The sequence below is a fragment of the Streptomyces armeniacus genome, from assembly GCF_003355155.1.
GTDB lineage: Bacteria > Actinomycetota > Actinomycetes > Streptomycetales > Streptomycetaceae > Streptomyces > Streptomyces armeniacus.
This window is the reverse complement of record NZ_CP031320.1, coordinates 4,870,421-4,893,608: the sequence shown is the minus strand read 5'-3', so window position 1 is coordinate 4,893,608 and position 23,188 is coordinate 4,870,421. Positions and strand designations below refer to the sequence as shown.

General features: G+C 71.5%; 21 protein-coding genes and 2 tRNA genes. 9 read left to right on the top strand and 14 right to left on the bottom strand.

Going from position 1 to position 23,188, the window contains the following annotated elements; translation table 11 throughout:
• Window positions 1-142: 142 nt before the first annotated feature.
• The 7 genes from DVA86_RS21365 to DVA86_RS21335 form a co-directional block, all read right to left on the bottom strand.
• A complete protein-coding gene (locus DVA86_RS21365; RefSeq protein ID WP_245997695.1) occupies window positions 143-745 on the bottom strand; it encodes a response regulator transcription factor in 603 nt (200 codons plus the stop codon).
• A gap of 83 nt (window positions 746-828) precedes the next feature.
• Window positions 829-2,472, bottom strand: coding sequence for a sensor histidine kinase (locus DVA86_RS21360; RefSeq protein ID WP_245996860.1), 1,644 nt, complete (start codon window positions 2,470-2,472; stop codon window positions 829-831).
• 27 nt (window positions 2,473-2,499) lie between these two features.
• Entirely contained in the window at window positions 2,500-3,309 is an 810-nt protein-coding gene (locus DVA86_RS21355) for an ABC transporter permease (RefSeq protein ID WP_208880577.1), read from the bottom strand.
• Window positions 3,306-4,277, bottom strand: coding sequence for an ABC transporter ATP-binding protein (locus tag DVA86_RS21350; RefSeq protein ID WP_208880575.1), 972 nt, complete (start codon window positions 4,275-4,277; stop codon window positions 3,306-3,308). The genes DVA86_RS21355 and DVA86_RS21350 overlap by 4 nt, the downstream gene beginning before the upstream one ends.
• Window positions 4,278-4,436: 159 nt before the next feature.
• Window positions 4,437-4,509 (bottom strand) — tRNA-Gly (locus DVA86_RS21345).
• A 74-nt stretch (window positions 4,510-4,583) separates the two neighbouring features.
• A tRNA-Gly gene (locus DVA86_RS21340) sits at window positions 4,584-4,655 on the bottom strand.
• Window positions 4,656-4,727: 72 nt separating this feature from the next.
• Entirely contained in the window at window positions 4,728-5,045 is a 318-nt protein-coding gene (locus DVA86_RS21335) for a histone-like nucleoid-structuring protein Lsr2 (protein ID WP_208880573.1), read from the bottom strand.
• 304 nt (window positions 5,046-5,349) lie between these two features.
• On the opposite strand from DVA86_RS21335, the gene purS reads away from it, so the two are divergent.
• From purS to purL, 3 genes are read left to right on the top strand one after another with little or no spacing between them, the layout of a single operon-like run.
• A complete protein-coding gene (gene purS, locus DVA86_RS21330) occupies window positions 5,350-5,637 on the top strand; it encodes a phosphoribosylformylglycinamidine synthase subunit PurS (RefSeq protein WP_208880571.1) in 288 nt (95 codons plus the stop codon).
• Between the two features lie 2 nt (window positions 5,638-5,639).
• Window positions 5,640-6,371 carry a phosphoribosylformylglycinamidine synthase subunit PurQ gene (gene purQ / locus DVA86_RS21325; RefSeq protein WP_281279360.1) on the top strand — a complete coding sequence of 244 codons (732 nt, stop codon included), beginning with the start codon at window positions 5,640-5,642 and terminating at the stop codon, window positions 6,369-6,371.
• A gap of 23 nt (window positions 6,372-6,394) precedes the next feature.
• Window positions 6,395-8,647, top strand: coding sequence for a phosphoribosylformylglycinamidine synthase subunit PurL (gene purL / locus DVA86_RS21320; protein WP_208880569.1), 2,253 nt, complete (start codon window positions 6,395-6,397; stop codon window positions 8,645-8,647).
• Window positions 8,648-8,689: 42 nt separating this feature from the next.
• Here the strand turns inward: purL and DVA86_RS21315 are convergent, their stop codons facing one another.
• Complete coding sequence (locus tag DVA86_RS21315; protein ID WP_208880568.1) at window positions 8,690-9,709, bottom strand: aldo/keto reductase; 1,020 nt, start codon at window positions 9,707-9,709, stop codon at window positions 8,690-8,692.
• 190 nt (window positions 9,710-9,899) lie between these two features.
• Here DVA86_RS21315 and DVA86_RS21310 point away from each other — a divergent pair, with 190 nt between their 5' ends.
• A complete protein-coding gene (locus DVA86_RS21310; protein ID WP_425470894.1) occupies window positions 9,900-10,535 on the top strand; it encodes a TetR/AcrR family transcriptional regulator in 636 nt (211 codons plus the stop codon).
• Window positions 10,536-10,614: 79 nt separating this feature from the next.
• Window positions 10,615-11,232, top strand: coding sequence for a dihydrofolate reductase family protein (locus DVA86_RS21305; RefSeq protein WP_208880566.1), 618 nt, complete (start codon window positions 10,615-10,617; stop codon window positions 11,230-11,232).
• Window positions 11,233-11,339: 107 nt separating this feature from the next.
• On the opposite strand, the gene DVA86_RS21300 is transcribed toward DVA86_RS21305, so the two are convergent.
• The 5 genes from DVA86_RS21300 to DVA86_RS21280 all read right to left on the bottom strand — a co-directional run bounded on the left by DVA86_RS21300 (window position 11,340) and on the right by DVA86_RS21280 (window position 17,365).
• A complete protein-coding gene (locus DVA86_RS21300; protein WP_208880564.1) occupies window positions 11,340-12,059 on the bottom strand; it encodes a S1 family peptidase in 720 nt (239 codons plus the stop codon).
• 156 nt (window positions 12,060-12,215) lie between these two features.
• Window positions 12,216-13,751 carry an arabinosylfuranosidase ArfA gene (gene arfA, locus DVA86_RS21295; protein WP_208880563.1) on the bottom strand — a complete coding sequence of 512 codons (1,536 nt, stop codon included), beginning with the start codon at window positions 13,749-13,751 and terminating at the stop codon, window positions 12,216-12,218.
• Between the two features lie 138 nt (window positions 13,752-13,889).
• The gene (locus DVA86_RS21290; RefSeq protein ID WP_245996858.1) at window positions 13,890-14,855 is read right to left on the bottom strand and encodes a carbohydrate ABC transporter permease; all 966 of its coding nucleotides are present in this window, start codon (window positions 14,853-14,855) and stop codon (window positions 13,890-13,892) included.
• Window positions 14,856-14,858: 3 nt separating this feature from the next.
• Complete coding sequence (locus DVA86_RS21285) at window positions 14,859-15,839, bottom strand: carbohydrate ABC transporter permease (protein WP_245996855.1); 981 nt, start codon at window positions 15,837-15,839, stop codon at window positions 14,859-14,861.
• Window positions 15,840-15,967: 128 nt separating this feature from the next.
• Window positions 15,968-17,365 (bottom strand): extracellular solute-binding protein, encoded by a 1,398-nt coding sequence (locus tag DVA86_RS21280; protein ID WP_208880561.1) that lies wholly within the window; start codon window positions 17,363-17,365, stop codon window positions 15,968-15,970.
• Between the two features lie 165 nt (window positions 17,366-17,530).
• On the opposite strand from DVA86_RS21280, the gene DVA86_RS21275 reads away from it, so the two are divergent.
• The 4 genes from DVA86_RS21275 to purM all read left to right on the top strand — a co-directional run bounded on the left by DVA86_RS21275 (window position 17,531) and on the right by purM (window position 22,582).
• Entirely contained in the window at window positions 17,531-18,559 is a 1,029-nt protein-coding gene (locus DVA86_RS21275; RefSeq protein ID WP_208880559.1) for a LacI family DNA-binding transcriptional regulator, read from the top strand.
• Between the two features lie 127 nt (window positions 18,560-18,686).
• On the top strand, window positions 18,687-19,493 hold the full coding sequence (locus DVA86_RS21270; RefSeq protein WP_208880557.1) for a maleylpyruvate isomerase family mycothiol-dependent enzyme: 807 nt from the start codon (window positions 18,687-18,689) through the stop codon (window positions 19,491-19,493).
• A gap of 245 nt (window positions 19,494-19,738) precedes the next feature.
• A complete protein-coding gene (gene purF / locus DVA86_RS21265; protein WP_208880556.1) occupies window positions 19,739-21,358 on the top strand; it encodes an amidophosphoribosyltransferase in 1,620 nt (539 codons plus the stop codon).
• A 21-nt stretch (window positions 21,359-21,379) separates the two neighbouring features.
• Window positions 21,380-22,582: a phosphoribosylformylglycinamidine cyclo-ligase gene (purM, locus tag DVA86_RS21260; protein ID WP_208880555.1), complete on the top strand. Its 1,203-nt coding sequence runs from the start codon at window positions 21,380-21,382 to the stop codon at window positions 22,580-22,582.
• 152 nt (window positions 22,583-22,734) lie between these two features.
• Here purM and DVA86_RS21255 read toward each other — a convergent pair whose 3' ends face one another.
• Window positions 22,735-22,995, bottom strand: a complete 261-nt coding sequence (locus tag DVA86_RS21255) for a DUF3073 domain-containing protein (protein WP_208880553.1) — start codon at window positions 22,993-22,995, stop codon at window positions 22,735-22,737.
• Between the last annotated feature and the right edge of the window lie 193 nt (window positions 22,996-23,188).

Here is a 23,188-nt window from a genome sequence, read left to right as displayed (position 1 = left end):
CGCGACGACCGGTGGGCCGGTGGACCGTTTCGCGGTGGCCGAGGGCCGTCCTCAAGCGCCGGACGGGCTGGGTTGTGGGTGGTTGCGGGCCGTTCCCAGGGTCGGACGGGCTGGGTTGTGGGTGGTTGCGGGGCGGTTTCCGTCAGAGCCAGCCGCGTTTGCGGGCCAGGCGGACCGCCGCGTGGCGGTTCTCCGCGCCGAGCTTCGCGGTGGCCGAGGAGAGGTAGTTCCGTACGGTGCCCGGCGCCAGCGACGCCCGTTCCGCGATCTCCGCGACCGGGGCGCCGTCCGCCGCCAGCTCCAGCAGTTCCGCCTCCCGTGCTGTCAGCGGCGAGTCGCCGGAGCTGATCGCGTCGGCGGCCAGTTCGGGGTCGATGTAGCGGTTGCCTGCGTGCACAGTGCGGATGATCTCGGCGAGGCGCTGCGCCGAGACCGTCTTCGGTACGAAGCCGCGCGCCCCCGCCTCGAGCGCACGCTTGAGGTGTCCCGGGCGGCCGTGGCCCGTGACGATCATGGTGGCGCAGCCGGGCAGTTCGCTCCGCAGCGTCGTGGCGACGGTCACCCCGTCCACGCCCGGCATCTGGAGGTCCAGGACCGCCACGTCCGGCTCGTGTGCCCGTGCCATGGCCAGCGCCTCCGGTCCCGAGGCGGCCTCGGTGACCACCACCAGGTCGTCTTCCAGCGCCAGCAGCGCGGCCAGCGCGCCGCGGATGAGGTGTTCGTCGTCCGCGAGCAGCACGCGGATCGGCCTCGCTTGCGCGCTGTCTGCCGCCGGGGCCGTCTCCGCTGTTCCGTCCTCTGTCCGATGCTCTGTCCGGTGCTCATGGGTCATCGTGCCTCTCCCCCCTGGTACGAGCGCTCCCCCAGGTACGCGCGGTCGCGCCCCTCCGTACGGGTCCCGCGGCCGTACGAGGCGCCCCCTTTCACCGCGCCCCGCTTCACCGCGTCTCCGTCCCCGTCCTTCGCCGTCGTCTCCCCGGCCGGGAACGCCAGCGGGACGCGCGCCGTGAGGCGGAACCTGCCGTCGCCGTCCACCGGCTCGGCCGTCAGCGTGCCGCCGAGCGCCGCCAGCCGTTCACGCAGTCCGGCCAGCCCGGAGCCGCCCGCCAGCCCGGAGCCGCCCACGGGGCCTCCCCCTCCGCCATCCCGCCCGGCGCTCGCCCCGTCGTTCTCCATCGTGAGCACCGCCGTGCCGTCCCGTTCGCCCGCCAGCCGCAGGGTGACGGTGCACCGGGTGGCGTTCGCGTGCCGGAGTACGTTCGTGGTGCCCTCGCGGACGACCCAGCCCAGGGCGGACCGCACCGGCTCCGGCAGTTCGCCGGCCGAGGCCGCTCCCTCCGCCGTTCCCGCCCCGGGCCCCGCGTTCCCGAGCTGCGCGCTCCCGAGCTGCGGCCCGCCCGTACGGCCCACCTCCGTACGGCAGTCGATTCCCGCCGCCTGCAGGATGCCCCGCGCGCCCGCGAGTTCCGTCAGGAGGTCGGCTTCGCGGTATCCCCGGACGACGTCCTGGATCTCCCGCTGCGAGTCCCGCGCGATCCGCTGCACCTCGACCATCTGGTCCGCGGCGGACGGCGAACCGCGCCCCACGAGGCGTACGGCCAGCTCGCTCTTGAGCGCGATCACCGACATGTTCCGGCCCATCACGTCGTGCAGGTCGCGGGCGAAGCGGAGGCGTTCCTCGGCGACGGCCAGCTGGGACTGGACGTCGCGGGCCTCGTCCAGCTCCCGCATCACCACCATGTACCAGCCCGAGCAGCGCACCGAGAACAGGACGATCGCGCCGCCGACCGTCAGCACGGCCGCGCTCGCCAGCAACGCTTTCAGGCCCGCACCGGCCGCGCCCGAAGCCGCGATCGCGACCGCCGAGATTCCCGCGTGTGCGAGCGCGGCCGCCCGTACGGAGGTCAGCAGCACCAACGGGCCGAGGAACGGCGTCACCACCGCGAACAGCGCCGCCCCCGCCACGGCCCCGTCGTCCTCCGTCCCGTCGACGGCGATGAGCGTCACCAGAAGGGCGATCACCACTGCCATGCAAGCGGCCAGCAGGAACATGCCCGTACGGGGCGCGGGTCCCGCACCCAGATAGCTGTTCAGGCTCTGCCGCAGGATGCGTACGCCGATCACGCACGAGGTCGCCATCAGCGCCACGAGCGTCCAGGCCAGCGTCTCCGGCAGCGGCTCCTGGACGGTGCGCGGCAGGATCTGCAGCCCGCCGGTGGCGAACATGATCCAGGGCAGCCCGCCCAGCGACCAGTAGATGCTCTTCTCGACCTGCGCGTGGCTGCTGTGCGCGTGCCAGCCGCGCCGTTTCGCCAGCGCCCAGCCGATCATGCCCGTGCCCTGCTCTCCGTCATCCCGCGCTCCCGTGCCTTCCCGGTCCTCCGACGCCTCCGTACGCTGCCGTTTCCGCCGCCGTACGGTCTCACTTCCGCCTCCGTACGGCCGCCCCCTCCGCGGTCGTACGACGCGCACCCCGGCACCGTACGTTCACCGTTCACCTCACCGTCGAGGCTCCCACCGGAACCGCTTCCGCACCGCCCACAGGGCCAGCGCCGTCCAGGCCCCCGCCACAACCAGCGCCCGCAGGGCCTCGGCGGCGCCGAGGTCGCCGGTCCAGCCGCCGCGCAGGAGCTCCATGACGGGGCTCATCGGCAGCCACGCGGCCACCGCCGCCACCGTGTCGGGCATGCCGTCCAACGGAACGAAGACCTCCGAGAAGACGAACGACACCATCATCAACGGCAGCGGCGTCATCTGCGCCGCCTCCGTGGAGCGGGTGACGATGGTCGAGGCCGCCGCGGCCGCCACCGTCAGGGCCAGGCCCAGCAGCAGTCCGGCGACCAGCAGTACGGGTGCGCCGGGGGCGGACAGGTCGAGCAGGATCGCGCCGCCGACGGCCAGCAGCACGCACTGCGTCACCGCAATGACGATTGTGGGCAGGGCGGCGCCGAGGAGGATCTCCGTGTCGCCGGGTTCGCCGGTGCGGAGCCGTTTGAGTACGAGTTCCTCGCGCCGTGCGGTGTAGGTGCCGACCATGTTCGAGTACACGGCGAAGAGCAGCACGAAGCCCATCGACCCGGGCAGCAGCACCGTGCCGACGGACAGTCCGGTGCCGGACAGGTCCATCTCCTCCACGAGGCCCCTGGTCGTCACGGTGAGGAGGACGGGGATCGCGAGCGCGGAGAAGAGGGCGGTCCGGTTCCGGACGAGCAGGGTCAGTTCGGCCCGCCCGAGCGCCCGCAGCCGTCCCGCGGCGGTCGTACGGGCGGTGCCCGCGGCGGGGGCCGTACCGGCGGTCGCGGTGCTCATGCCGACACCTCCACGCCGTCGTGCGCCGTACGGTCCGTGCCGGCGCCGTCCGCACCGTCCGCACCGTTCTCGGTGTCCGCTCGCGCGATGTCCAGGAACGCCTCCTCCAGCGAGGCCGACCGCGCGTCCAGCCCGTGCAGCCCCACGCCCAGCTCACGCGCCCACAGCAGGAGTTCGGTGAGGGTCTCCTGCAGCCGCTCCGTACGGATCTCGGCCTTGCGCCCGTCCACGGCCGCCCGTACGGACAGCGGCAGCCGCTCCGGGCCCACCCCTTCCGGCAGGGTGAAGCGGATACGGGACGGCCGCGCCGACGTCACCTCCGCCGCCGTCCCGGCGGCGACGATCCGGCCCGAGCGCATGATCGCCAGCCGGTCGGCCAGCTCCTCGGCCTCCTCCAGGTAGTGCGTCGTGAGCAGCACGGTGGTGCCCTCGGCGCGCAAGGCCCGTACGAGATCCCAGGTTTCGCGCCGCCCCTCCGCGTCCAGCCCGGTCGTCGGCTCGTCCAGGAACAGCACCTCCGGCTGCCCGATGAGCGCCAACGCCAGGTCCAGCCGCCGCCGTTCGCCGCCGGACAGCTGCTTCACGCGTACTTTCTCGCGCCGCCCGGTCAGCCCTACGCGGCCCAGCGCCTCGCCGACCTGCCGCGCGCCGCTGGTGCAGCCCGCCCACATGCGGGCGGTCTCGGTCACCGTCAGCTCGGACGGGAAGCCGCCCTCCTGGAGCATCACGCCCGTACGGGGGCGCACGCGCTCGCGGTCGGTGTACGGGTCCATGCCGAGCACCCGTACCCGGCCGCCGCTCGGCGGGGCGAGCCCTTCCAGCAGTTCGACGGTGGAGGTCTTGCCCGCACCGTTCGTGCCCAGCAGGGCGAAGATCTCGCCCTCGCGCACGGAGAACGAGACACCGCGTACGGCCTCGAACCCCGCTCCGTATCGCCGTTTCACGCCGGCGGCCTCGATCACGTCCATACGTACAGGCTTCCGCCGGACGCGGCCGCGGTGCAGTGCCGGCTGTCACGGCCGGAAGTGACAAACGTCATGCCCCCTGGGCACAGCCGTTACGCGGGCCCCGGACGCACGAGAAGGGCCCGGCCGTTTCCGGCCGGGCCCTTCTTCCTGCTCTCACTGAGCGGACGACGAGGTTCGAACTCGCGACCTCAACCTTGGCAAGGTTGCGCTCTACCAGCTGAGCTACGTCCGCGCGCATCCACTCGGCTTTCACCGGGTGGCGCAACAGCCACTCTACCCGATCCTGGAGACCGGTTGAGCGGACAGAGCGGGTGACAGGGATCGCACACTGCGCCTCCCCCTTGGAAAGGGGGCGCTCTACTACTGAGCTACACCCGCGCGCTCCGTGAGGTTTCCCTCGCGGCGTGCGCTGAACTCTAGCGGATCAACCGGGGGTGTCCGCAAGTTGACTCAACGGGCCTCGCTGAACGCCTCGTAGACCTTCTTCGGGATGCGTCCGCGCGGCGGCACCTTGAAGCCGTTGGACTCCGCCCACGCGCGTACCGCGCGCGGGTCGGGCGCCACGGAGGTCCGGTGGTAGGTCTTGCCCGACTTCGACCGCTTGCGGCCGGCTTCCACAAATGGTTCGAGCGCCCCCCGCAGTTTCTTCGCGTTCGCGGTGCTGAGATCGATCTCGTACGACTTCCCGTCGAGGCCGAATGCCACCGTCTCCGATGCTTCTCCGCCATCGACGTCGTCCGAGAGTGTGACCACTACGCGCTGCGCCACGGATATCGGCCCTTCGGTAAGGATCGCCGGGGTAACTCTCCCGGTCGCCGTGCTGACGTGCGGGAACAGGGCGATCCGGCTGATTGGGATCAATGTCTATTCTTGTACAAGTGGCGGGCATTGCTTTGCGAGCGAGGATATTCGTGCTCGCGTGTCACGCCGTACCAGCGACCATACTTTTTCCGTCGCCGTTTTCCCAGTGCGAGAGAGTCACGGTTGTCCGAGCCCACATATCTACCCGCGTAGATTCTGTCGCCGGGTACGCTGGCGGCACCAAGCAGCACCCACCTCACCGGGAGTACCCGTGCCTCGCGTCGTAGTCGACGTCATGCTGAAGCCGGAGATCCTCGACCCGCAGGGACAGGCCGTCCAGCGCGCACTGCCCCGACTGGGCTTCGAAGGAATCACCGACGTCCGCCAGGGCAAGCGCTTCGAACTCGAAGTGGAAGGGCCCGTCGACGACGCCGCCCTCGCCCGTATCCGAGAGATGGCCGAGACCTTCCTCGCCAACACCGTCATCGAGGACTTCACCGTCCGCGTCGCCGAACAGCCGGCGGCGGGCCCGAGCGCGGACGCGGGAGCGGTGGCGTGAGCGTGCGTACGGACGCCCCCGCCCCGGCCCCCGGCGCTTCGGGCTCAGGCCCGGGCCTCGGCCGTATCGGCGTCGTCACGTTCCCCGGCTCGCTCGACGACCGCGACGCCGCCCGCGCGGTGCGCCTCGCGGGGGGTGAACCCGTCGCGCTCTGGCACCGCGAGAAGGACATCCGGCAGGTCGACGCGGTCGTACTGCCCGGCGGATTCTCCTACGGCGACTATCTGCGCTGCGGTGCCATCGCCCGTTTCTCGCCGGTCATGCAGACAGTCATCGAGCAGGCACGGATCGGAATGCCGGTGCTCGGCATCTGCAACGGCTTCCAGGTGCTCTGCGAATCTCATCTGCTGCCGGGCGCGTTGACACGTAACGACCATCTGCACTTCATCTGCCGCGATCAGCGACTCCGTATCGAGAACGCGAACACTCCCTGGACCGTGGATTACGAACAGGGTCAGGAGATCACCGTCCCGATCAAGAACAACGAGGGCGGATATGTGGCGGCGGAGCGCACCCTCGACGCGCTCGAGGCCGAAGGCCGGATCGTTCTCCGATACGCCGGGTCGAACCCGAACGGATCCCGCCGCGACATCGCCGGAATCACCAATGAGGCCGGGAACGTGGTCGGCCTCATGCCGCACCCCGAACACGCCGTCGAAGAGCTGACCGGCCCGACCACCGAGGGGCTCGGCTTCTTCACCTCGGTGCTCAAGTCCCTGGTCGCCGCATCGTGAGCGAGCGGAGCGAACGAACCGTCATGCACAGCCTGGACACCGTCAAGCACGCCGAACAGACCCCCGGCACCGAGCTGCCGTGGGCCGAACTCGGCCTGAAGGAAGACGAGTACGAGCGCATCCGCGACATTCTCGGCCGCCGCCCGACCGGTGCCGAGCTCGCCATGTACTCGGTGATGTGGTCGGAGCACTGCTCGTACAAGTCGAGCAAGGTGCACCTCAAGCAGTTCAGCGAGAAGGCACCGCGGTCCGACGCGATGCTCGTCGGCATCGGCGAGCAGGCGGGCGTCGTGGACGTCGGGCAGGGCTACGCCGTCACGTTCAAGGTCGAGTCGCACAACCACCCCTCGTACGTCGAGCCGCACCAGGGCGCCGCCACCGGCATCGGCGGCATCGTGCGGGACATCATCGCCATGGGCGCACGCCCCGTCGCCGTGATGGACCCGCTCCGCTTCGGCGCCGCCGATCACCCCGACACCCGCCGTGTGCTGCCCGGCGTCGTCTCCGGCATCGGCGGCTACGGCAACTGCCTGGGCCTGCCCAACATCGGCGGCGAGGTCGTCTTCGACTCCTGCTACCAGGGCAACCCGCTGGTCAACGCCCTCTGCGTGGGCGTCATGAAGCACGAGGACATCCATCTCGCGAAGGCGTCCGGCACCGGCAACAAGGTGGTGCTCTACGGCGCCCGCACCGGCGGCGACGGCATCGGCGGCGCGTCGATCCTCGCCTCCGAGACGTTCGATGACTCCAAGCCGAGCAAGCGTCCGGCCGTCCAGGTCGGCGACCCGTTCCAGGAGAAGCTGCTCATCGAGTGCACCCTGGAGGCGTTCCGGGAGCGGCTCGTCGTCGGCATCCAGGACCTCGGCGCCGCCGGACTGTCCTGTGCCACCTCGGAGCTGGCTTCCAACGGCTCCGGCGGCATGCACATCGAGCTGGACACCGTGCCGCTCCGCGACTCGTCGCTCTCCCCCGAGGAGATCCTGATGAGCGAGTCGCAGGAGCGCATGTGCGCCGTGGTCGAGCCGGACAAGGTCGACCGCTTCCTGGCGATCTGCGAGAAGTGGGACGTCACCGCCACCGTCATCGGCGAGGTCACCGACGGCGACCGGCTGGGGATCTACTGGCACGGCGAGCAGATCGTGGACGTGCCTCCGCGTACGGTCGCGCACGACGGGCCCGTGCTGCAGCGCCCGTACGCCCGCCCCGACTGGCAGGACGCGCTCCAGGCGGACGACCCGGCCGCGCTGCCCCGGCCGCGTACGGGCGACGAACTGCGCGCCGCCACGCTGGCGTTGGTCGGCTCCCCGAACCAGGCCGCCAAGTCGTGGGTCACCGACCAGTACGACCGCTACGTCCTCGGCGACACCGTGCTCGCGCAGCCGGAGGACGGCGGGATGATCCGCATCGACGCGGAGTCCGGCCTGGGCGTCGCCCTCGCGACGGACGGCAACGGCCGGTACGCCAAGCTCGATCCGTACGCGGGCGCGCAGCTCGCGCTCGCCGAGTCGTACCGCAACGTCGCCACGACGGGCGCCACGCCGCTCGCCGTGACCGACTGCCTCAACTTCGGCTCGCCCGAAGACCCGGCCGCCATGTGGCAGTTCGCGGAGGCGTGCCGCGGCCTGGCCGACGCCTGCCAGGCCCTCGGCACGCCCGTCACCGGCGGCAACGTCTCCCTCTACAACCAGACCGGCGATGCCGCGATCCACCCCACCCCGGTCGTCGGGGTGCTGGGCGTCATCGACGACGTGGCACGGCGTACGCCCATGGCGTTCGCCGACGAGGGCCACCTCCTCTACCTGCTGGGCGACACCCGCGAGGAACTCGGCGGCTCCGCCTGGTCCCAGGTCGCCCACGGGCACCTGGGCGGGCTGCCGCCGGCGGTCGACCTGGAACGGGAGCGGCTGCTCGGCGAGATCCTCGTCGCCGCCTCCCGCGACGGCATGGCCGACGCGGCGCACGACCTGAGCGACGGCGGGCTGGTCCAGGCCCTCGCCGAGTCGTGCCTGAAGGGTGGCAAGGGCGCGCGGATCGTCGTACCGGACGGGCAGGACCCGTTCGTCTTCCTCTTCTCGGAGTCGCAGGGCCGCGCGGTCGTGGCGATCCCGCGGAGCGAGGAGGTCCGCTTCAACGACATGTGCGGGGCGCGGGGGCTCCCGGCGACGCGCATCGGCGTGGTGGACGGCGACGAGCTGGAGATCCAGGGGCAGTTCACGATCCCGCTGGCGGAGCTGCGGGAGACGCACGAGCGGACGATCCCGGCGCTGCTGGCGTAGGGCCCGTCGGGACCCGGGCGGTCTCGGGCGGCTGCGGCGCCGTCAGCGGCGCCGCAGCGCCGGGTCGAGCAGCGCGGGCGGGGTGTCGTGCTTCTCGTGCGGCGCCAGGTCGGTGCCGGGGGCGACGATGGCGTCGACCGCGTCCAGCACGTCGGCCGACAGCACGGTGTCGGCGGCGGCGAGTTGCGCGTGCAGGTGGTCGAGCGTGCGCGGGCCGATGAGCGCGCAGGTCACGGCGGGGTGCGCGGTGACGAAGCCGAGCGCGAGCTGGATCATGGTCAGGCCCGCCTCGTCGGCGACCGCGGCCAGCCGCTCCACGGCGTCGAGCCGTGCGCGGTTGGCGGGGAGGCTGGTGTCGAAGCGTTCCGGCATGAACGCCGAGCGGCTGGTGGTGATGTCGCGGCCCGCGCGGATCGCGCCTGACAGCCAGCCCGAGGCCAGCGGGCTCCACGCCAGCACCCCGAGCCCGTACTCCTCGGTCACGGGCAGTACGTGGCTCTCGATGCCGCGCTGCAGGATCGAGTAGCTGGGCTGCTCGGTGACGTAACGGCTCAGGTGGTGCTTGCGGGCGGCCCACTCGGCCTGTACGAGGCGGTACGCGGGGAACGTCGAGGCGCCGAAGTAGCGGATCTTTCCCGCGCGTTGCAGGTCGGTCAGCGCGGACAGCGTCTCCTCGTCGCTGGTACGCGGGTCCCAGCGGTGGATCTGGTAGAGGTCGACGTGGTCGACACCGAGGCGGCGCAGGCTGCTGTCCAGCTCGGTGACCAGCCAGCGGCGCGAACTGCCCTGGTGGTTACGCTCGTTGCCCATGGGCATGCCGGCCTTCGTGGCGAGTACGAGGTCGTCGCGGCGGCCGGCGATGGCCTTGCCGACCATCTCCTCCGACTCGCCGGCGCTGTACATGTCGGCGGTGTCGATCAGGTTGATCCCCGCCTCCAGGGCGGCGTCGACGAGGGCGGTGGCCTCGTCCTGGGTGGTGCGCCCGATCGCGCCGAAGTTCATGGCGCCGAGCGCGAGGGTGCTGACCTGTACGCCGGTACGGCCCAGGGTGCGGTACAGCATGACGGTGTTCCTCCGTTGCGGATGGAAGGCGGTGGCGGGGCGTCGCCTGGCGGCAGCGCGGCGCCGCGGGTGCATGGGCTGGCCGCCCGGTCCCCGCTCTGGCATGATGACCAAGCGGAACCTTGCTCCGGTAAAGACGATACGGAGCGCTGTTCCGTTTGGCAAGGGCGGCAGTGGAGGGAGCGGCGCGGTGAGCGAGAGCGGTACGGGCGGTACGGGCCGTCCCGGTGGTGCGGGCGACACGGGCGACACGGGTGCGGAGCGCCCCGTCCGGTCCAAGCGGTCGGACGCCCGGCGAAACGAGAAGACCCTGCTCGACGCGGCCGCCGCGGTCTTCGTCACCTCAGGTGTGGAGGCACCCGTACGCGACATCGCGGCCAAGGCCGGCGTCGGCATGGGCACGATCTACCGCCACTTCCCGACCCGCGCGGACCTGATCACCGCCGTCTACCGGCACCAGGTCGAGGCCCTCGCCGAGGCCGGCCCCGCGCTCCTGGAGAGCAGCACGAGCCCGCACGCCGCGCTCGGGCAGTGGATCAACCTCTTCGTGGACTTCCTGGTCACCAAGCACGGCCTCGCCGCCGTACTGCGGTCGGACAACGCCGGCTTCGACAGGCTGCACGCCTACTTCCTCGACCGCCTCGTGCCCGTATGCGCCCAGCTGCTCGACGCCGCGGCCGCCGCCGGTGAGGTCCGCTCCGACCTGGAGGCGATCCAGCTCATGCGCGGCGTCGGGAACCTCTGCATCGGCGCCGAACACGATCCGCACTACGACGCGCGCCGGCTCGTCGAGTTCCTCATCGCGGGACTGCGCGAACCGAGCTGACCCCGCGGGGCGGCGCCGCGATGAGTTTCGCGTCCCCGGCCGGTCTGTCCGGTGCATGGATCACCGGAAAGGAGACGAGATGGGTCACGACTCGACGCCGGACGGCCCGCAGCAGCAGGTGTTCGCGTTCCTGTTCTGCTCCCTCGACGGCTACCACGAAGGGCCCGACGGCGAACTGGACTTCGGCCTCCACGACGAGGAGTTCTTCGACTGGAACCTGCGCCAGACCCGCGAAGTGGGCGCCCTCCTGCTGGGCCGGCGCACGTACGAGCACTTCGCCGAAGTCTGGCCCTCGGCCGAGGCCGCGGAGCGGCTGCCCGAGATCGCTGCCTTCATGAACGCCGTGCCCAAGACGGTGGTGACGGGCGGCGGTCCGGTCACCCCTTGGGAGGGCACCCGTGTCACCGACGGCAGCGACCTGGGCGCCGAGGTGGCCCGGCTACGGGCCGAAAGCACCGGTGACGTGGCGGTCTTCGGGAGCTCGGGGCTCACCGTGACGCTGCTCGAGCAGGGCTTGGTGGACGAGCTGCGGATCCTGCTGCATCCGGTGCTGCTCGGGCGCGGCCGGAGCCTGTACGCCGGGCTGAGCGAACGTGTCGACCTGACGCCCGGAGCGGTGACTGTGTTCCGTTCGGGAAACCTCCTGCTGCGCTACAGGCCGCCCGGCCGCACCGGAGGGCCGGCGGTCGAGGGCTGACGGGCGCGGTCGACGTGGACAGGGGGCAGGGACGGCCCGTGCGGAACGGGCCGTCCCCACCCCCACTGCGGGTCCGCGTGGTCTCCGTGCGTCAGACCCGCCCGCGGTCAGACGCCCGCGATGGACTGGATCCAGGAGCGGTACGCGGTGACGTTCGTGTACGCCGTCGTCGTCTGCCGGTCGCTGGTGGACGCGACGCCGACCTGCACGCCGTTCGCCATCATCGGGCCGCCGGAGTCGCCGCCCGCGGTGATGCCGTCGCCGCGGCGCGCGCAGATGGCCTGGCCGCCGTACGCGTCGGTGCAGCCGCCGGTGACGGTCACGTTCGCGTACTTCAGGTACTGCGACTGGCAGTTGATCTCCGGGCTGCAGCGCGAGGTCGCGCCCCAGCCGTACACCTGCACGTTCTGGCCGTTCTGCACCGAGCCCGGGTCACCGAGCTGCGCGTACGTCGCCTCGACGGAACGGTCGAGCCGCACCAGGGCGAGGTCCGACGAGTGGGTGTGGACCTGGGTGCCGTTGGCCATGGTGCCGCCGGACGTCTGGTCCAGGCTGCCGATGCGGAACGACAGGCCGCCGCCGCTGACGCAGTGCCTGGCGGTGAGGATCCACTCGGGCGCGATGATCGTCGCCGAACACGTCTGCCTGCCGTTGGAGAACAGCCGCGCCGCCCAGGGGCCTTCCTGTGCCAGCTGGCCGCCGATGATCGGCTGCGGTCCGCTGACCTTGGCGGGTGCTCTGTCCTCGGCCGCCGTGGCGGCCGAGGACAGGGTGAGCACGGCGAGCAGAGCGGCGAGAAGAGCGGGGATGATCCTGGTTATTCGCAAGATTCCTCGATTCCGAAGACACGCGATTGCTCGCGATGTCTCGCGCGTGGGGGTGTCCAGGAACTACCAGGATTCTCAGAAGTCAGCCCGCTCGGGCAGTACCAACTGTCCATAACATCCGTGGTATGCCCCGCCGTTGGCGGCCGAAGTGCCAGGTCATCGCGGTGCGAGCCGCAGCAGGTTCCAGGACAGCGGCGGAAGTGCCGCCTCCAGCTCGCCGTCCGCCGTGACCTGCGCGCCCTCGATGCGCCGCGGCACGACCCGGTTCGGCTCCGCCTCCGTGTTCGCCGCGTCCGGGTCGTCGTCCGCTATGGCCAGATGCTCCACCACGGCGTAGGCGTCGTGCGGCAGTCCGCGGAGCGCCGCCCGGAGCGTGAGCCCGTGCTCCTGGTCGCGGTTGACGGCCAGCACCGTCAGCGCGCCGGTCTCCTCGTCCCAGGTCACCACCGAGTCGAGCGCGTCCACCTCGCCGTACTTGGCGGTGTCCAGCCGCGGCCCCGCGGACGGCTCCGTGCGCAGCACCGTCCCCCGCGCGTGCCGCGCGGTGAGGGCGAAGGGGTGGAAGCTGGCCTGCCGCCAGGACGCGCCGTTCGGGCCCGGCTCGGAACGGATCGGGCCGATCACGTTCACCAGCTGGGCCAGGCACGCGATCGCCACCCGGTCCGCGTGCCGCAGCAGGCTGATCAGCAGGGAGCCGACGACGACGGCGTCCGTCACCGAGTACGTGTCCTCGATCAGCCGCGGTGTCTCCGCCATGTCGAGCTTCCGCTCGCCGGGGAAACGGTCGGCGTACCAGACGTTCCACTCGTCGAAGGACAGCGTGATCCGCTTGCGGGCGCGGCGCACCGCCCGCACGTGGTCGGCCGTGGCGACCACGTCCGCGATGTACGCGTCCATGTGCGCGCCGCTGGCCAGGAAGCTGGCCCGGTCCCCGCCCTTCTCCTCGTAGTACGCGTGCAGCGACAGGTGGTCGACCTCGTCGTACGTGTGCCGCAGCACCTCGGCCTCCCAGCTGCCGAAGGTGGGCATCTCGGCGTTCGAACTGCCGCACACGACCAGCTCGATGGACGGGTCGACCTGGTGCATCGATTTGCCGGTCTCGGCCGCCAGCCGCCCGTACTCGGTCGCCGTCTTGTGGCCGGTCTGCCAGGGGCCGTCCATCTCGTTGCCGAGGCACCAGAGCTTCACGGCGTGCGGCTCGCTGACGCCGTGCTTGATCCGCAGGTCCGACCAGGCGGTGCCGCCGGGCACGTTGCAGTACTCGACGAGGGCGCGGGCCGCGTCGATGCCGCGGGTGCCGAGGTTGACCGCCATCATCGGCTCCAGGCCCATGTCGCGGGCCCAGCCCAGGAACTCGTTGGTGCCGACCTGGTTCGTCTCGATGCTGCGCCATGCCAGGTCGAGCCGCCGGGGCCGGTCGGCGGCGGGGCCGACGCCGTCCTCCCAGTGGTACCCGGAGACGAAGTTGCCGCCGGGGTAGCGCACGAGCGGGGTGCCCAACTCGCGTACGAGCTCCGCCACGTCACCGCGGAAGCCCGCGGCGTCGGCGGTCTTGTGGTCGGGCTGGTAGATGCCGGTGTAGACGCAGCGGCCCATGTGTTCGACGAACGTCCCGTACAGGCGTGGGTCCACGGCACCGATCGCGAAGTCGGGGTCGATGGTGAACCGGGCGTCGGCAGGGGGGTGCGGCATGTGGGGCCTTTCTCAGACGGAACGGGCACGTCTCCACGAGACGCAAGGGGGTCGGAGGAGATCACGGAAGAACGGGGGAGATCGGAGGAGAACGGGGGAGGTCGGAGGAGAACGAAGGAGAACGCGGGAGGGCCTCGGTCACTTCAGGCCGGTGCCCGCGATGCCCTCCACGATCCGGCGCTGGAACAGCAGGAACACGGTGAGCAGCGGCACGCCGCCCAGCACGGCGGAGGCCATCAGTTGGGCCTGGGGTATGCCGAACGCGTCCTGTACGGAGGTGAGTCCGACGGGCAGCGTCATCATCTCCGGGTCGGTGACGACGAGGAGCGGCCACAGGAAGTTGTTCCAGGCCCAGACGAAGACGAAGATCGTGACGGCCGAGATGGCCGGCTTGGACAGCGGCATCACGATCTGCCAGTACGTACGCAGCCAGCTCGCGCCGTCCGCACGGGCGGCCTCCGTCAGCTCCTCCGGTATCCCGTCGAAGAACTGCTTGAAGACGAAGACGGCGACCACGTTGGGCACTTGTGGCAGCACCACCGCCCAGTACGTGTTGAGCATCCCCGTCGACTGCAGCGCCAGGAACTGCGGGATCATCAGCACCTGCGGCGGCACCATCAGCCCGGCGAGCAGCAGCAGGAACGCCGGCTTGCGGTACCGGAAGCGGAGCCGGGACAGCGCGAACGCGGCGAGCGAGGCCGTCAGCACCGTGAGCAGGGTGGTGAGCGCGGAGGTGATGAAGCTGTTGACGTACCAGTACGGCAGCTTGCCGCCGGTCAGCAGGTCCTCGTACGCCTCGAAGGTCGGGCTGCCGGACCACCACGCGGTCGGGTCGGTGGCGATCTCGTCGGCGGACCGCACGGAGGTCGCGAACGCCCAGACCAGCGGTACCAGCCAGAGCAGCGCGAGGGCGATCAGGACGCCCAGCGCGACCCGGTTGAAGAGCCGCTCGGCGCCGACAGCGCGCATCGGCCCGGACATGGGCGCGGCCTCCGGCGCGCGCGGGCGGAGCCTGCCCCGCAGACCGCCGTCGCGCCGGTCACCGCTGCCGCCGTCCAGTCCCTTACGGGTCGGCAGACCGCTTGTGCTTGTGCTCGCTGCCATCGGTCAGCTCTCCTTCTCGGCGCGGCGTACCAGGGCGAACCAGACCAGCGAGATCAGCAGGATCATCACGAACAGCACCAGCGAGACCGTCGAGGCGTAGCCCACGCGGCCTTCGGTGAAGCCCGTGTTGTACACGTACAGCAGGGCGGGCTCGGTGGCGCGGTCCGGGCCGCCGCCGGTCATCATGTAGATCTGGTCGAAGACCTTGAGCGAGGCGACCAGTTGGAGCACGGTCACCAGCGTGGTGGCGCGGCCCAGCATGGGCACCACGATGTGCCGTATCCGCTGCCACGGTCCGGCGCCGTCCAGCGCGGCGGCCTCGTGCACGTCGCGCGGGATCTCCTGGAGCGCCGCGAGATAGATCACGAAGTTGAAGCCGATCGTCCACCACACCGTGGCGGCCGCGATGGAGATCATCGCCCAGTCCGGATCGCCCAGCCAGGACGGCGGCGAGTCGCTCCCGAAGAACTTCGCCCAGCTCTGCGCGAGCCCTATCTGGTCCGCGAAGATCCACATGAACATCAGCGAGATCACGGACGAGGGCAGCACGAAGGGCGCGAAGAACGCGAGCCGGAAGAACCAGCGCCCGCGCGAGAAGCGGTCGGTGAGCAGCGCCAGCACCAGCGCGAGCACCACGAGCGGCACGGTCGTCAGCACCGTGAACCACACGCTGTGCCACAGGCTCGCCCAGAACTCCTCGGTGCTCAGCGCCCGTGCGTAGTTGTCCAGGCCGACCCAGTCGCCCAGACCGCCCTTCACCAGGCTGGTGTTGAAGAACCCGGCGACCAGGAGATAGAGCAGCGGCCCGATCAGGAAGACCAGATAGAAGAAGCCGAAGGGTGCGAGCATCCCGGGCGCGGTCCAGCGGTCGGCGCGGGTGCCGGGCAAGCCCGCCCGGCGTCCCTTGCCGCCGCCGCCGCCGCGGCCGCCCGGCCGTTCCGGCCCGGGTGGCGCTGCGGTGCTCGTGGGTGCTGTGGTGGCCACGGCGCGGCCTTTCGTCCGAGGGTGAGCGGTTCTTGAAGTGCAGGGAAAGCAGAGAGAGTCGGGAAGGTTCGGAGGAGCGCCGCCAGGTCACACACCGTCCCGAAGCGCGCCCGTTCGACTACACACAGTTACAACGGCGAGGGTGTGGCCGCCAGTTCCCGAAGTTCCTCACGAATTCGAGCGGCCCCCCGCGTCGGCGTCGTACGGCCGCCCAGCACCGACGCGCACACGTCGCCGAGCCGGTTGTGCAGGCTGCTGCCCGCGCCCGAGTACCAGGCCCCCGGGTCGTACGCCGCCCCGTCCGAGGCCGCCGCGTAGTGCGCCTGCGGCTCGAGCTTGCGGTACGCCTCCGACTCCTGCGTCGGCAGCCACGCGGGGATGTGCCCGCCGCCCGCCCACGCGTCGCTCGCGTCCAGCAGCGAGCGGATGAACTCCAGCGACCGGTCCGCCCGTTGCGCGTCCGGTGAGGGCGCCTTGGGCAGCACCAGTCCGTGCGAGTCGGCGTGGCAGGCGTACGGGGCGTCGCGGAAGATCCGCGGGAACGGCAGCATGTCGAAGGCGACCTTCGAGTCCTGTACGGCGAGGATCTGCCACACGCCGTCCATCAGGAACCCGGCCTGCCCGGACGTGAGCAGCGTGATCGCGCCCGGACTGTCGACGCCGGTCGGCACGAGCTTCTCCTGCGTCAGGCGCCTGATGTACGCGAACGCCTCCCCGGCCGCTTCCATGTCGATGACGACCTTGGCGCCCTCGTCCGCCAGCAGCCGGCCGCCGAGTTGCCGGTAGAGCGACCAGAACAGCCGAAAGCAGGTGGACGGGTCCTTGGTGGACGCGATCGAACAGCCCCACGCACCCGTCACCTCCTTCGCCGCGCGCAGCGCGTCCAGGAACTGCTCCGGCCCGTCCACGTCCGCCAACTCGCCGCCGGAGCCGGTCAGTCCGGCCTTCTTGGCGATGTCGGTGCGTACGTAGAGCACGAACGGGTGGGTGTCCAGCGGGATGGCGCGCAGCGCGCCGTCGTAGTGCGCCTTGCGCCAGGCGCGCTGGTCGAAGCGGTCGGCGCCCATGCCGTGCGCGGCCAGTTCGTCGTCGCCGATCTCGCGGAGGAGGCCGGCGCCGGCGAGGGTGGGGATCTTGGACAGGTGGGTGATCGCCACCTGCGGCGGCCGGTCGCCGAGCGTGGCCAGGGTGAGCTTCGTGTAGTACGGGTCGCCCCAGACGAAGGTGGTCGCCTTGAGGTCGACGTCCGGATGGCGCTTGCGGTAGTCGCGTTCCATCTCGACCATGCGGGCGCCGTCGCCGCCGGTGAACGGGTTCCAGAAGTTCAGCAGGGAGGCGGGTCCGGAGTCGCCCGTGAAGCCCTGTCCGATGGCCGTTCCGCAGCCGCTGAGGGCGCCGCCGGCGGCGGCGGTCGCGCCGAGGGCACCGGCGGCGCGCAGCAGGGCGCGCCGGGTGGGCGCCGTACGGGAGCCTGCCGGGGGCGGGCCGCCCAGGGGCGTCCCCGGCAGGGGCGGACGGTCTCGCATCGGGTCCTCCAGAACGTTGTACAACGTTGTAAGAGCGGGACGTGCAGCGCTCGTGAGCGGGCTCTCAGGGCGTGTTACAACGTTGTAGCGACCGCGTAAGCTGACGTCAACACATCGCACCAGGCTTTCTCGGCCCGCACAACGGGCTGAACAGAGGGGAACGGCATGGCCGAGCGGCCGTCGAAAGGGGCGCGGCTCAAGGACGTCGCCGAGCGCGCGGACGTGTCGATCAAGACCGTCTCGAACGTTGTACGCGGCCAGGTGCGCGTCGCCGAGCCCACCCGGCAGCGCGTCCTGCGCGCCATCGCCGAGCTCGACTACCGGCCCCACGCCTCCGCCCGCCACCTGCGTACGGGCCGCAGCGGCGTCATCGCCCTCGCCGTACCCGAGCTGGTCCAGCCGTACTTCGCCGAGCTGGCCACCGCCGTCATCGGCGCCGCCGCCGAACACGGCGTCTCCGTCCTCATCGAGGACACCGGCGGCGACCCCGCCGCCGAACTCCGTGCCGCCTGCGGGCTCTCCGACCCGCTGATCGACGGCGTGCTGCTCTCCCCCCGGCTCCTCGACCAGAGCGCGCTCGCCCGCCGCGAGCGCCGCGTCCCGCTGGTCCTCCTCGGCGAACGCGACTACGAGGTCCCCGCCGACCACGTCCTCATCGACAACGTCGCCGCCGCCCGCGAGGCCACCGCCCACCTGCTGGAACTGGGCCGCCGCCGCGTCGCGGCCATCGGCTTCCAGACCAACCCGGCGCACGCCACCTCCCAGCAGCGCGCCCGCGGCTACCACGAGGCGCTGCACGCCGCCGGCGTCCCGTACGACCCCGAACTCACCCCCGCGGTGCCTGATTTCCAACGCATGGACGGCGCCGCTGCCATGCGCGGGCTGCTGGCACTGCCCGAACCGCCCGACGCCGTCTTCTGCTTCTCCGACCTCCTCGCCTCCGGCGCACTGCGCGCCGCGTACGACCACGGGCTGGAGGTGCCGCGCGACCTGGCCATCGTCGGCTTCGACGGCATCGAGGAGACGCAGTTCTCCGTCCCCTCGCTCAGCACGGTCGCGCCGGACAAGCCGCAGCTCGCGCAGCTCGCCGTCAAGGCGCTGCTCGCGCGCATCGCGGGCGACCCGGATGCGCCGCACACGACGCAGCACGCGACGCACCGGCTCGTACGGCGGGAGAGCAGCGGGGCGCGGTAGCCGACCGTCGCCGTACGGCCGCGGTGCCCGGCCTCGGGCCGGACACCACCCGCCCGTTGGGCGGGTACGCGGCCGGCCTCCCGCCGTAACGGCCGCCCGTACGGCGAGAGGCCGTAAGCTCGGCGCCATGCCGCCCGCGAACCGCAACAAATCCCGCACCTATGACCCCGTACGGGTCCGGAAGGCCCTCACCGCCCAGGTCGAGTCCGTCGCCGCGGCCGCGCACGAGCTCACCGACGGGCAGCGCAAGCTGCCGTCCGGGCTGCCCGGCTGGGACGTGCACCAGCTGCTCGTCCACATCGCCCTCCAGATCGACGCCGTGCCCCGGCTCCTCGCCATGCCCGAACCGGCCGCCGCGGCACCCCAGGTCGACCTCTCCACCTGGGCGCGTTCCACCGTGGACTGGGCCGCCGTCCTCGACGAGGACACCCGTACGGAGGCGGCCGCGGCCGCGGACCCGGCGGCCCGCATCGACGACGCCGTCGAGCAGCTGGAACCGGTCCTGGAGGCTGCCGTACGCCCCGACCTGCTGCTGCCGCACCGCTTCGGCGCGATGCGCGCGCTGGACTTCACGGTCACGCGGCTCGTCGAACTGGTCGTCCACACCGACGACCTGTCCCGCGCCGTCGAGACGCCGGTCACCCTGGACCGGCAGGCGCTGGCGGCCACCGTACGGGTGCTCGCGGACGCGCTCGCCGCGAAGGCGCCGGGGCACACGGTGGAGGTACGGATCCCGCCGTACGCCGTGACCCAGTGCATCGAAGGGCCGCGGCACACGCGGGGCACGCCGCCGCACGTCGTGGAGACCGATCCGCTGACGTGGCTGCGGCTGGCCACCGGGCGTACGGGGTGGGACGCGGCGCTGGCGGCGGGCAGGGTGTCGGCGGGCGGCACGCGCGCGGACCTGAGCCCGCACCTGCCGATCCTGGGCTGAGCGGCCCGGAACTCAGGCCGTCCGGCGTTTGAGGACGGCCCTCGGCCACGGTGGTGCCGCGCTGTCCCCCGACGCTTCCCGGACACCAGCGGGCCGGTGGGTGGCCGCCCCGGTTTGTCCTCAATCGCCGGGCGGGCTCGAAGGGCGGAGCCGGGCGGGCTTCAAGGGCGGGCCGCCAGGTCGCGGGGGCAAAGCTCGCGTACCCGATTCGGAGCAGCGCCGCCGCTGCCCTTAGACTCGGTAACGTGCCACGTGGTGATGGACTACTCAACCACGACCTGCTCCCCGGTGAGAAAGGTCCCCAGGACGCCTGCGGCGTCTTCGGTGTCTGGGCTCCGGGGGAAGCGGTCGCGAAGCTCACCTATTTCGGTCTGTACGCGTTGCAGCACCGCGGCCAGGAGTCCGCGGGCATCGCGGTGAGCAACGGCTCACAGATCCTCGTCTTCAAGGACATGGGCCTGGTCTCACAGGTCTTCGACGAAACCTCCCTCGGCTCCCTGCGCGGCCACATCGCCGTCGGGCACGCCCGCTACTCGACGACCGGCGCCTCCGTATGGGAGAACGCCCAGCCCACCTTCCGCGCGACGGCCCACGGCTCGATCGCCCTCGGGCACAACGGCAACCTGGTCAACACCGTCGAGCTGACCGAGCTCGTCGCCGCCCTCGCCGACCGCCGCGAGGCGGCGGACGCCGACGCCCGCGCCCGTAACGGCGACAGCGGCCGCAACGGCCACGCCCGCCGTGCCCCCCACCTGGCTGCCACCAACGACACCGACCTCATCACCGCCCTGCTCGCAGGCCAGACAGACGACGACGGCAAGCCGCTCGGCGTCGAGCAGGCGGCGCCCCTCGTGCTGCCCGAGGTCAAGGGCGCGTTCTCGCTCGTGTTCATGGATGAGCACACGCTGTACGCCGCCCGCGACCCGCAGGGCATCCGCCCGCTGGTGCTCGGCCGGCTGGAGCGCGGCTGGGTGGTCGCGTCCGAGACGGCCGCGCTGGACATCTGCGGCGCCTCGTTCATCCGGGAGATAGAGCCGGGCGAAATGGTCGCGATCGACGAGGGCGGGCTCCGTTCCACCCGCTTCGCGGAGGCAAAGCCGAAGGGCTGTGTCTTCGAGTACGTGTACCTCGCGCGCCCCGATACGGACATCGCCGGCCGCAACGTCTACCTCTCCCGCGTCGAGATGGGCCGCAAGCTCGCCGCCGAGGCCCCGGCCGACGCCGACCTGGTGATAGCGACGCCGGAGTCCGGCACTCCGGCAGCCATCGGATACGCGGAGGCCAGCGGCATCCCGTACGGCAGCGGGCTGGTGAAGAACTCGTACGTGGGCCGCACGTTCATCCAGCCCTCGCAGACGATCCGGCAGCTCGGCATCCGGCTCAAGCTCAATCCGCTCAAGGAAGTCATCCGCGGCAAGCGCCTGGTGGTCGTCGACGACTCCATCGTGCGCGGCAACACCCAACGCGCTCTCGTCCGCATGCTGCGCGAGGCTGGCGCCGCCGAGGTGCACGTGCGGATCAGTTCGCCGCCGATCAAGTGGCCGTGCTTCTTCGGCATCGACTTCGCGAACCGCGCCGAGCTGATCGCCAACGGCCTGTCGGTCGAGGAGATCGGCAAGTCGCTGGGCGCCGACTCCCTCGCGTACATCTCCACCGACGCCATGATCGAGGCGACCACCATCGCCAAGCCGAACCTGTGCCGCGCCTGCTTCGACGGCGAGTACCCGATGCCGCTGCCCGACCCCGAACTGCTGGGCAAGCACCTGCTGGAGCCGGAGGCGGCGGAGGGCGCGCAGTCCGACGTGGACGGGGTGCCGACGCTGGCCGCGGGCCCGGGCGGTGCGGACGCGCTGAGGCGCCCCTAGCGCGCGGGCGGCCGCCCGTACGTGCCCACAACGCCGTGGCGCGTCCCGTACGGCCGCCGCCCCCGTCCGTTCCGTACGTACGCCGCCCGCCGCGCCGTCAGCCGCCTCGCCGAGCCCGAGCCCGAGCCCGTACACGAACCCGAGTCCGGGTCCGAGCCCAGAGCCGGCTCCGGCGCCAGCTACGCCGCCGCCGGAGTCGACATCGAGGCCGGCGACCGGGCCGTCGAGCTGATGAAGGAGTGGGTCGGGAAGGCGCAGCGCCCGGAGTCGCTGGGCGGTCTCGGCGGCTTCGCCGGCCTCTTCGACGCCTCCGCGCTCACCCGTTACCAGCGCCCGCTGCTCGCCTCCGCGACCGACGGCGTCGGCACCAAGGTGGCCATCGCGCAGCGTCTGGACATACACGACTCGATCGGCCACGACCTGGTCGCGATGGTGGTGGACGACCTGGTGGTGTGCGGTGCCGAGCCGCTGTTCATGACTGACTACATCTGCGTCGGCAAGGTCCACCCGAAGCGCGTCGCGCAGATCGTGAAGGGCATCGCCGAGGGCTGCGTCCTCGCGGGCTGCGCGCTGGTGGGCGGCGAGACCGCCGAGCACCCGGGGCTGCTCGGCCCGGACGAGTACGACGTCGCTGGCGCGGGCACCGGAGTGGTCGAGGCGGACGCGGTGCTGGGCGCGGACCGTATCCGTACGGGGGACGCGGTGATCGCGATGGCGTCCTCGGGTCTTCACTCGAACGGGTACTCACTGGTGCGGCACGTGTTCTTCGAGCGGGCCGGCTGGGACCTGGGCCGCCGCGTCGAGGAGTTCGGCCGGACGCTCGGTGAGGAGCTGCTGGAGCCCACCAAGATCTACTCGCTGGACTGCCTCGCGCTCGCCCGTACGACCACCGTGCACGCCTTCTCGCACGTCACCGGCGGCGGGCTGGCCAGCAATCTCGCCCGAGTGGTGCCCGACGGGCTGCACGCGCGCCTGGACCGTTCGACATGGACGCCGGCGCCGGTCTTCGGGCTGGTCGGGGAGTTGGGCGGAGTGGCACGGCCGGAGCTGGAGAAGACCCTGAACATGGGCGTCGGCATGGTCGCTGTCGTCCCGCCGGAGTCGGTGGACGGCGCACTGGCGGCGCTGGCCGAGCGCGGCGTCGAGTCGTGGGTGGCGGGGGAGATCACCGAACGGGGCGACCGCACGGAGGCGGTCACGCTCACTGGAGACCATGCGCGCTGACGGACGGAAGCAGGACGGGCGGTCCGTGCGGGGCAGCGGCGCCGAACGGGGCGGCGGCGCCGCGCGTGGTGCCGCAGCGGCTCATCGTGCCGGTGCAGCACAGAACCCGGTACGGCGGGCGCCGTACCGGGCCTATGTGCTCACGCGTCGCGTCAAGCGCGACGTCGATACGACGACTGGGAGTCGGACGGCTGCTCGTCGTCCTCGTCCTCGTCGTCGTTGTACAGATCCGCGTACTGTGCGTACGGGTCGTCGTCCAGCTCATCGCTCTCGAGCGGCTCGCCGTTCGGCGGCTCGTTCGATGTCGATGCGCCCAGCTCCTCGGCCAGGCGCGATAGGTCAGTCCCACCGCTGTTGTACTTCAGCTGGCGGGCGACCTTCGTCTGCTTGGCCTTGGCCCGGCCGCGCCCCATGGCTCGACCCCCTCAACGACGGGGCTCGACGGCCCCAGAGTCTTGACACGCGTTCATGTTTCAGACCGGACGAGCGGCCTCCGACAGTGGAAACCGGTCCGTAGGTCTTCAACGGTACCTGCTTCAGCCGCCGGACGGTACGTCGCCCACACGACACGGCAGGTCGCCGTTGTGTGCTCTGACCAATTTCTGC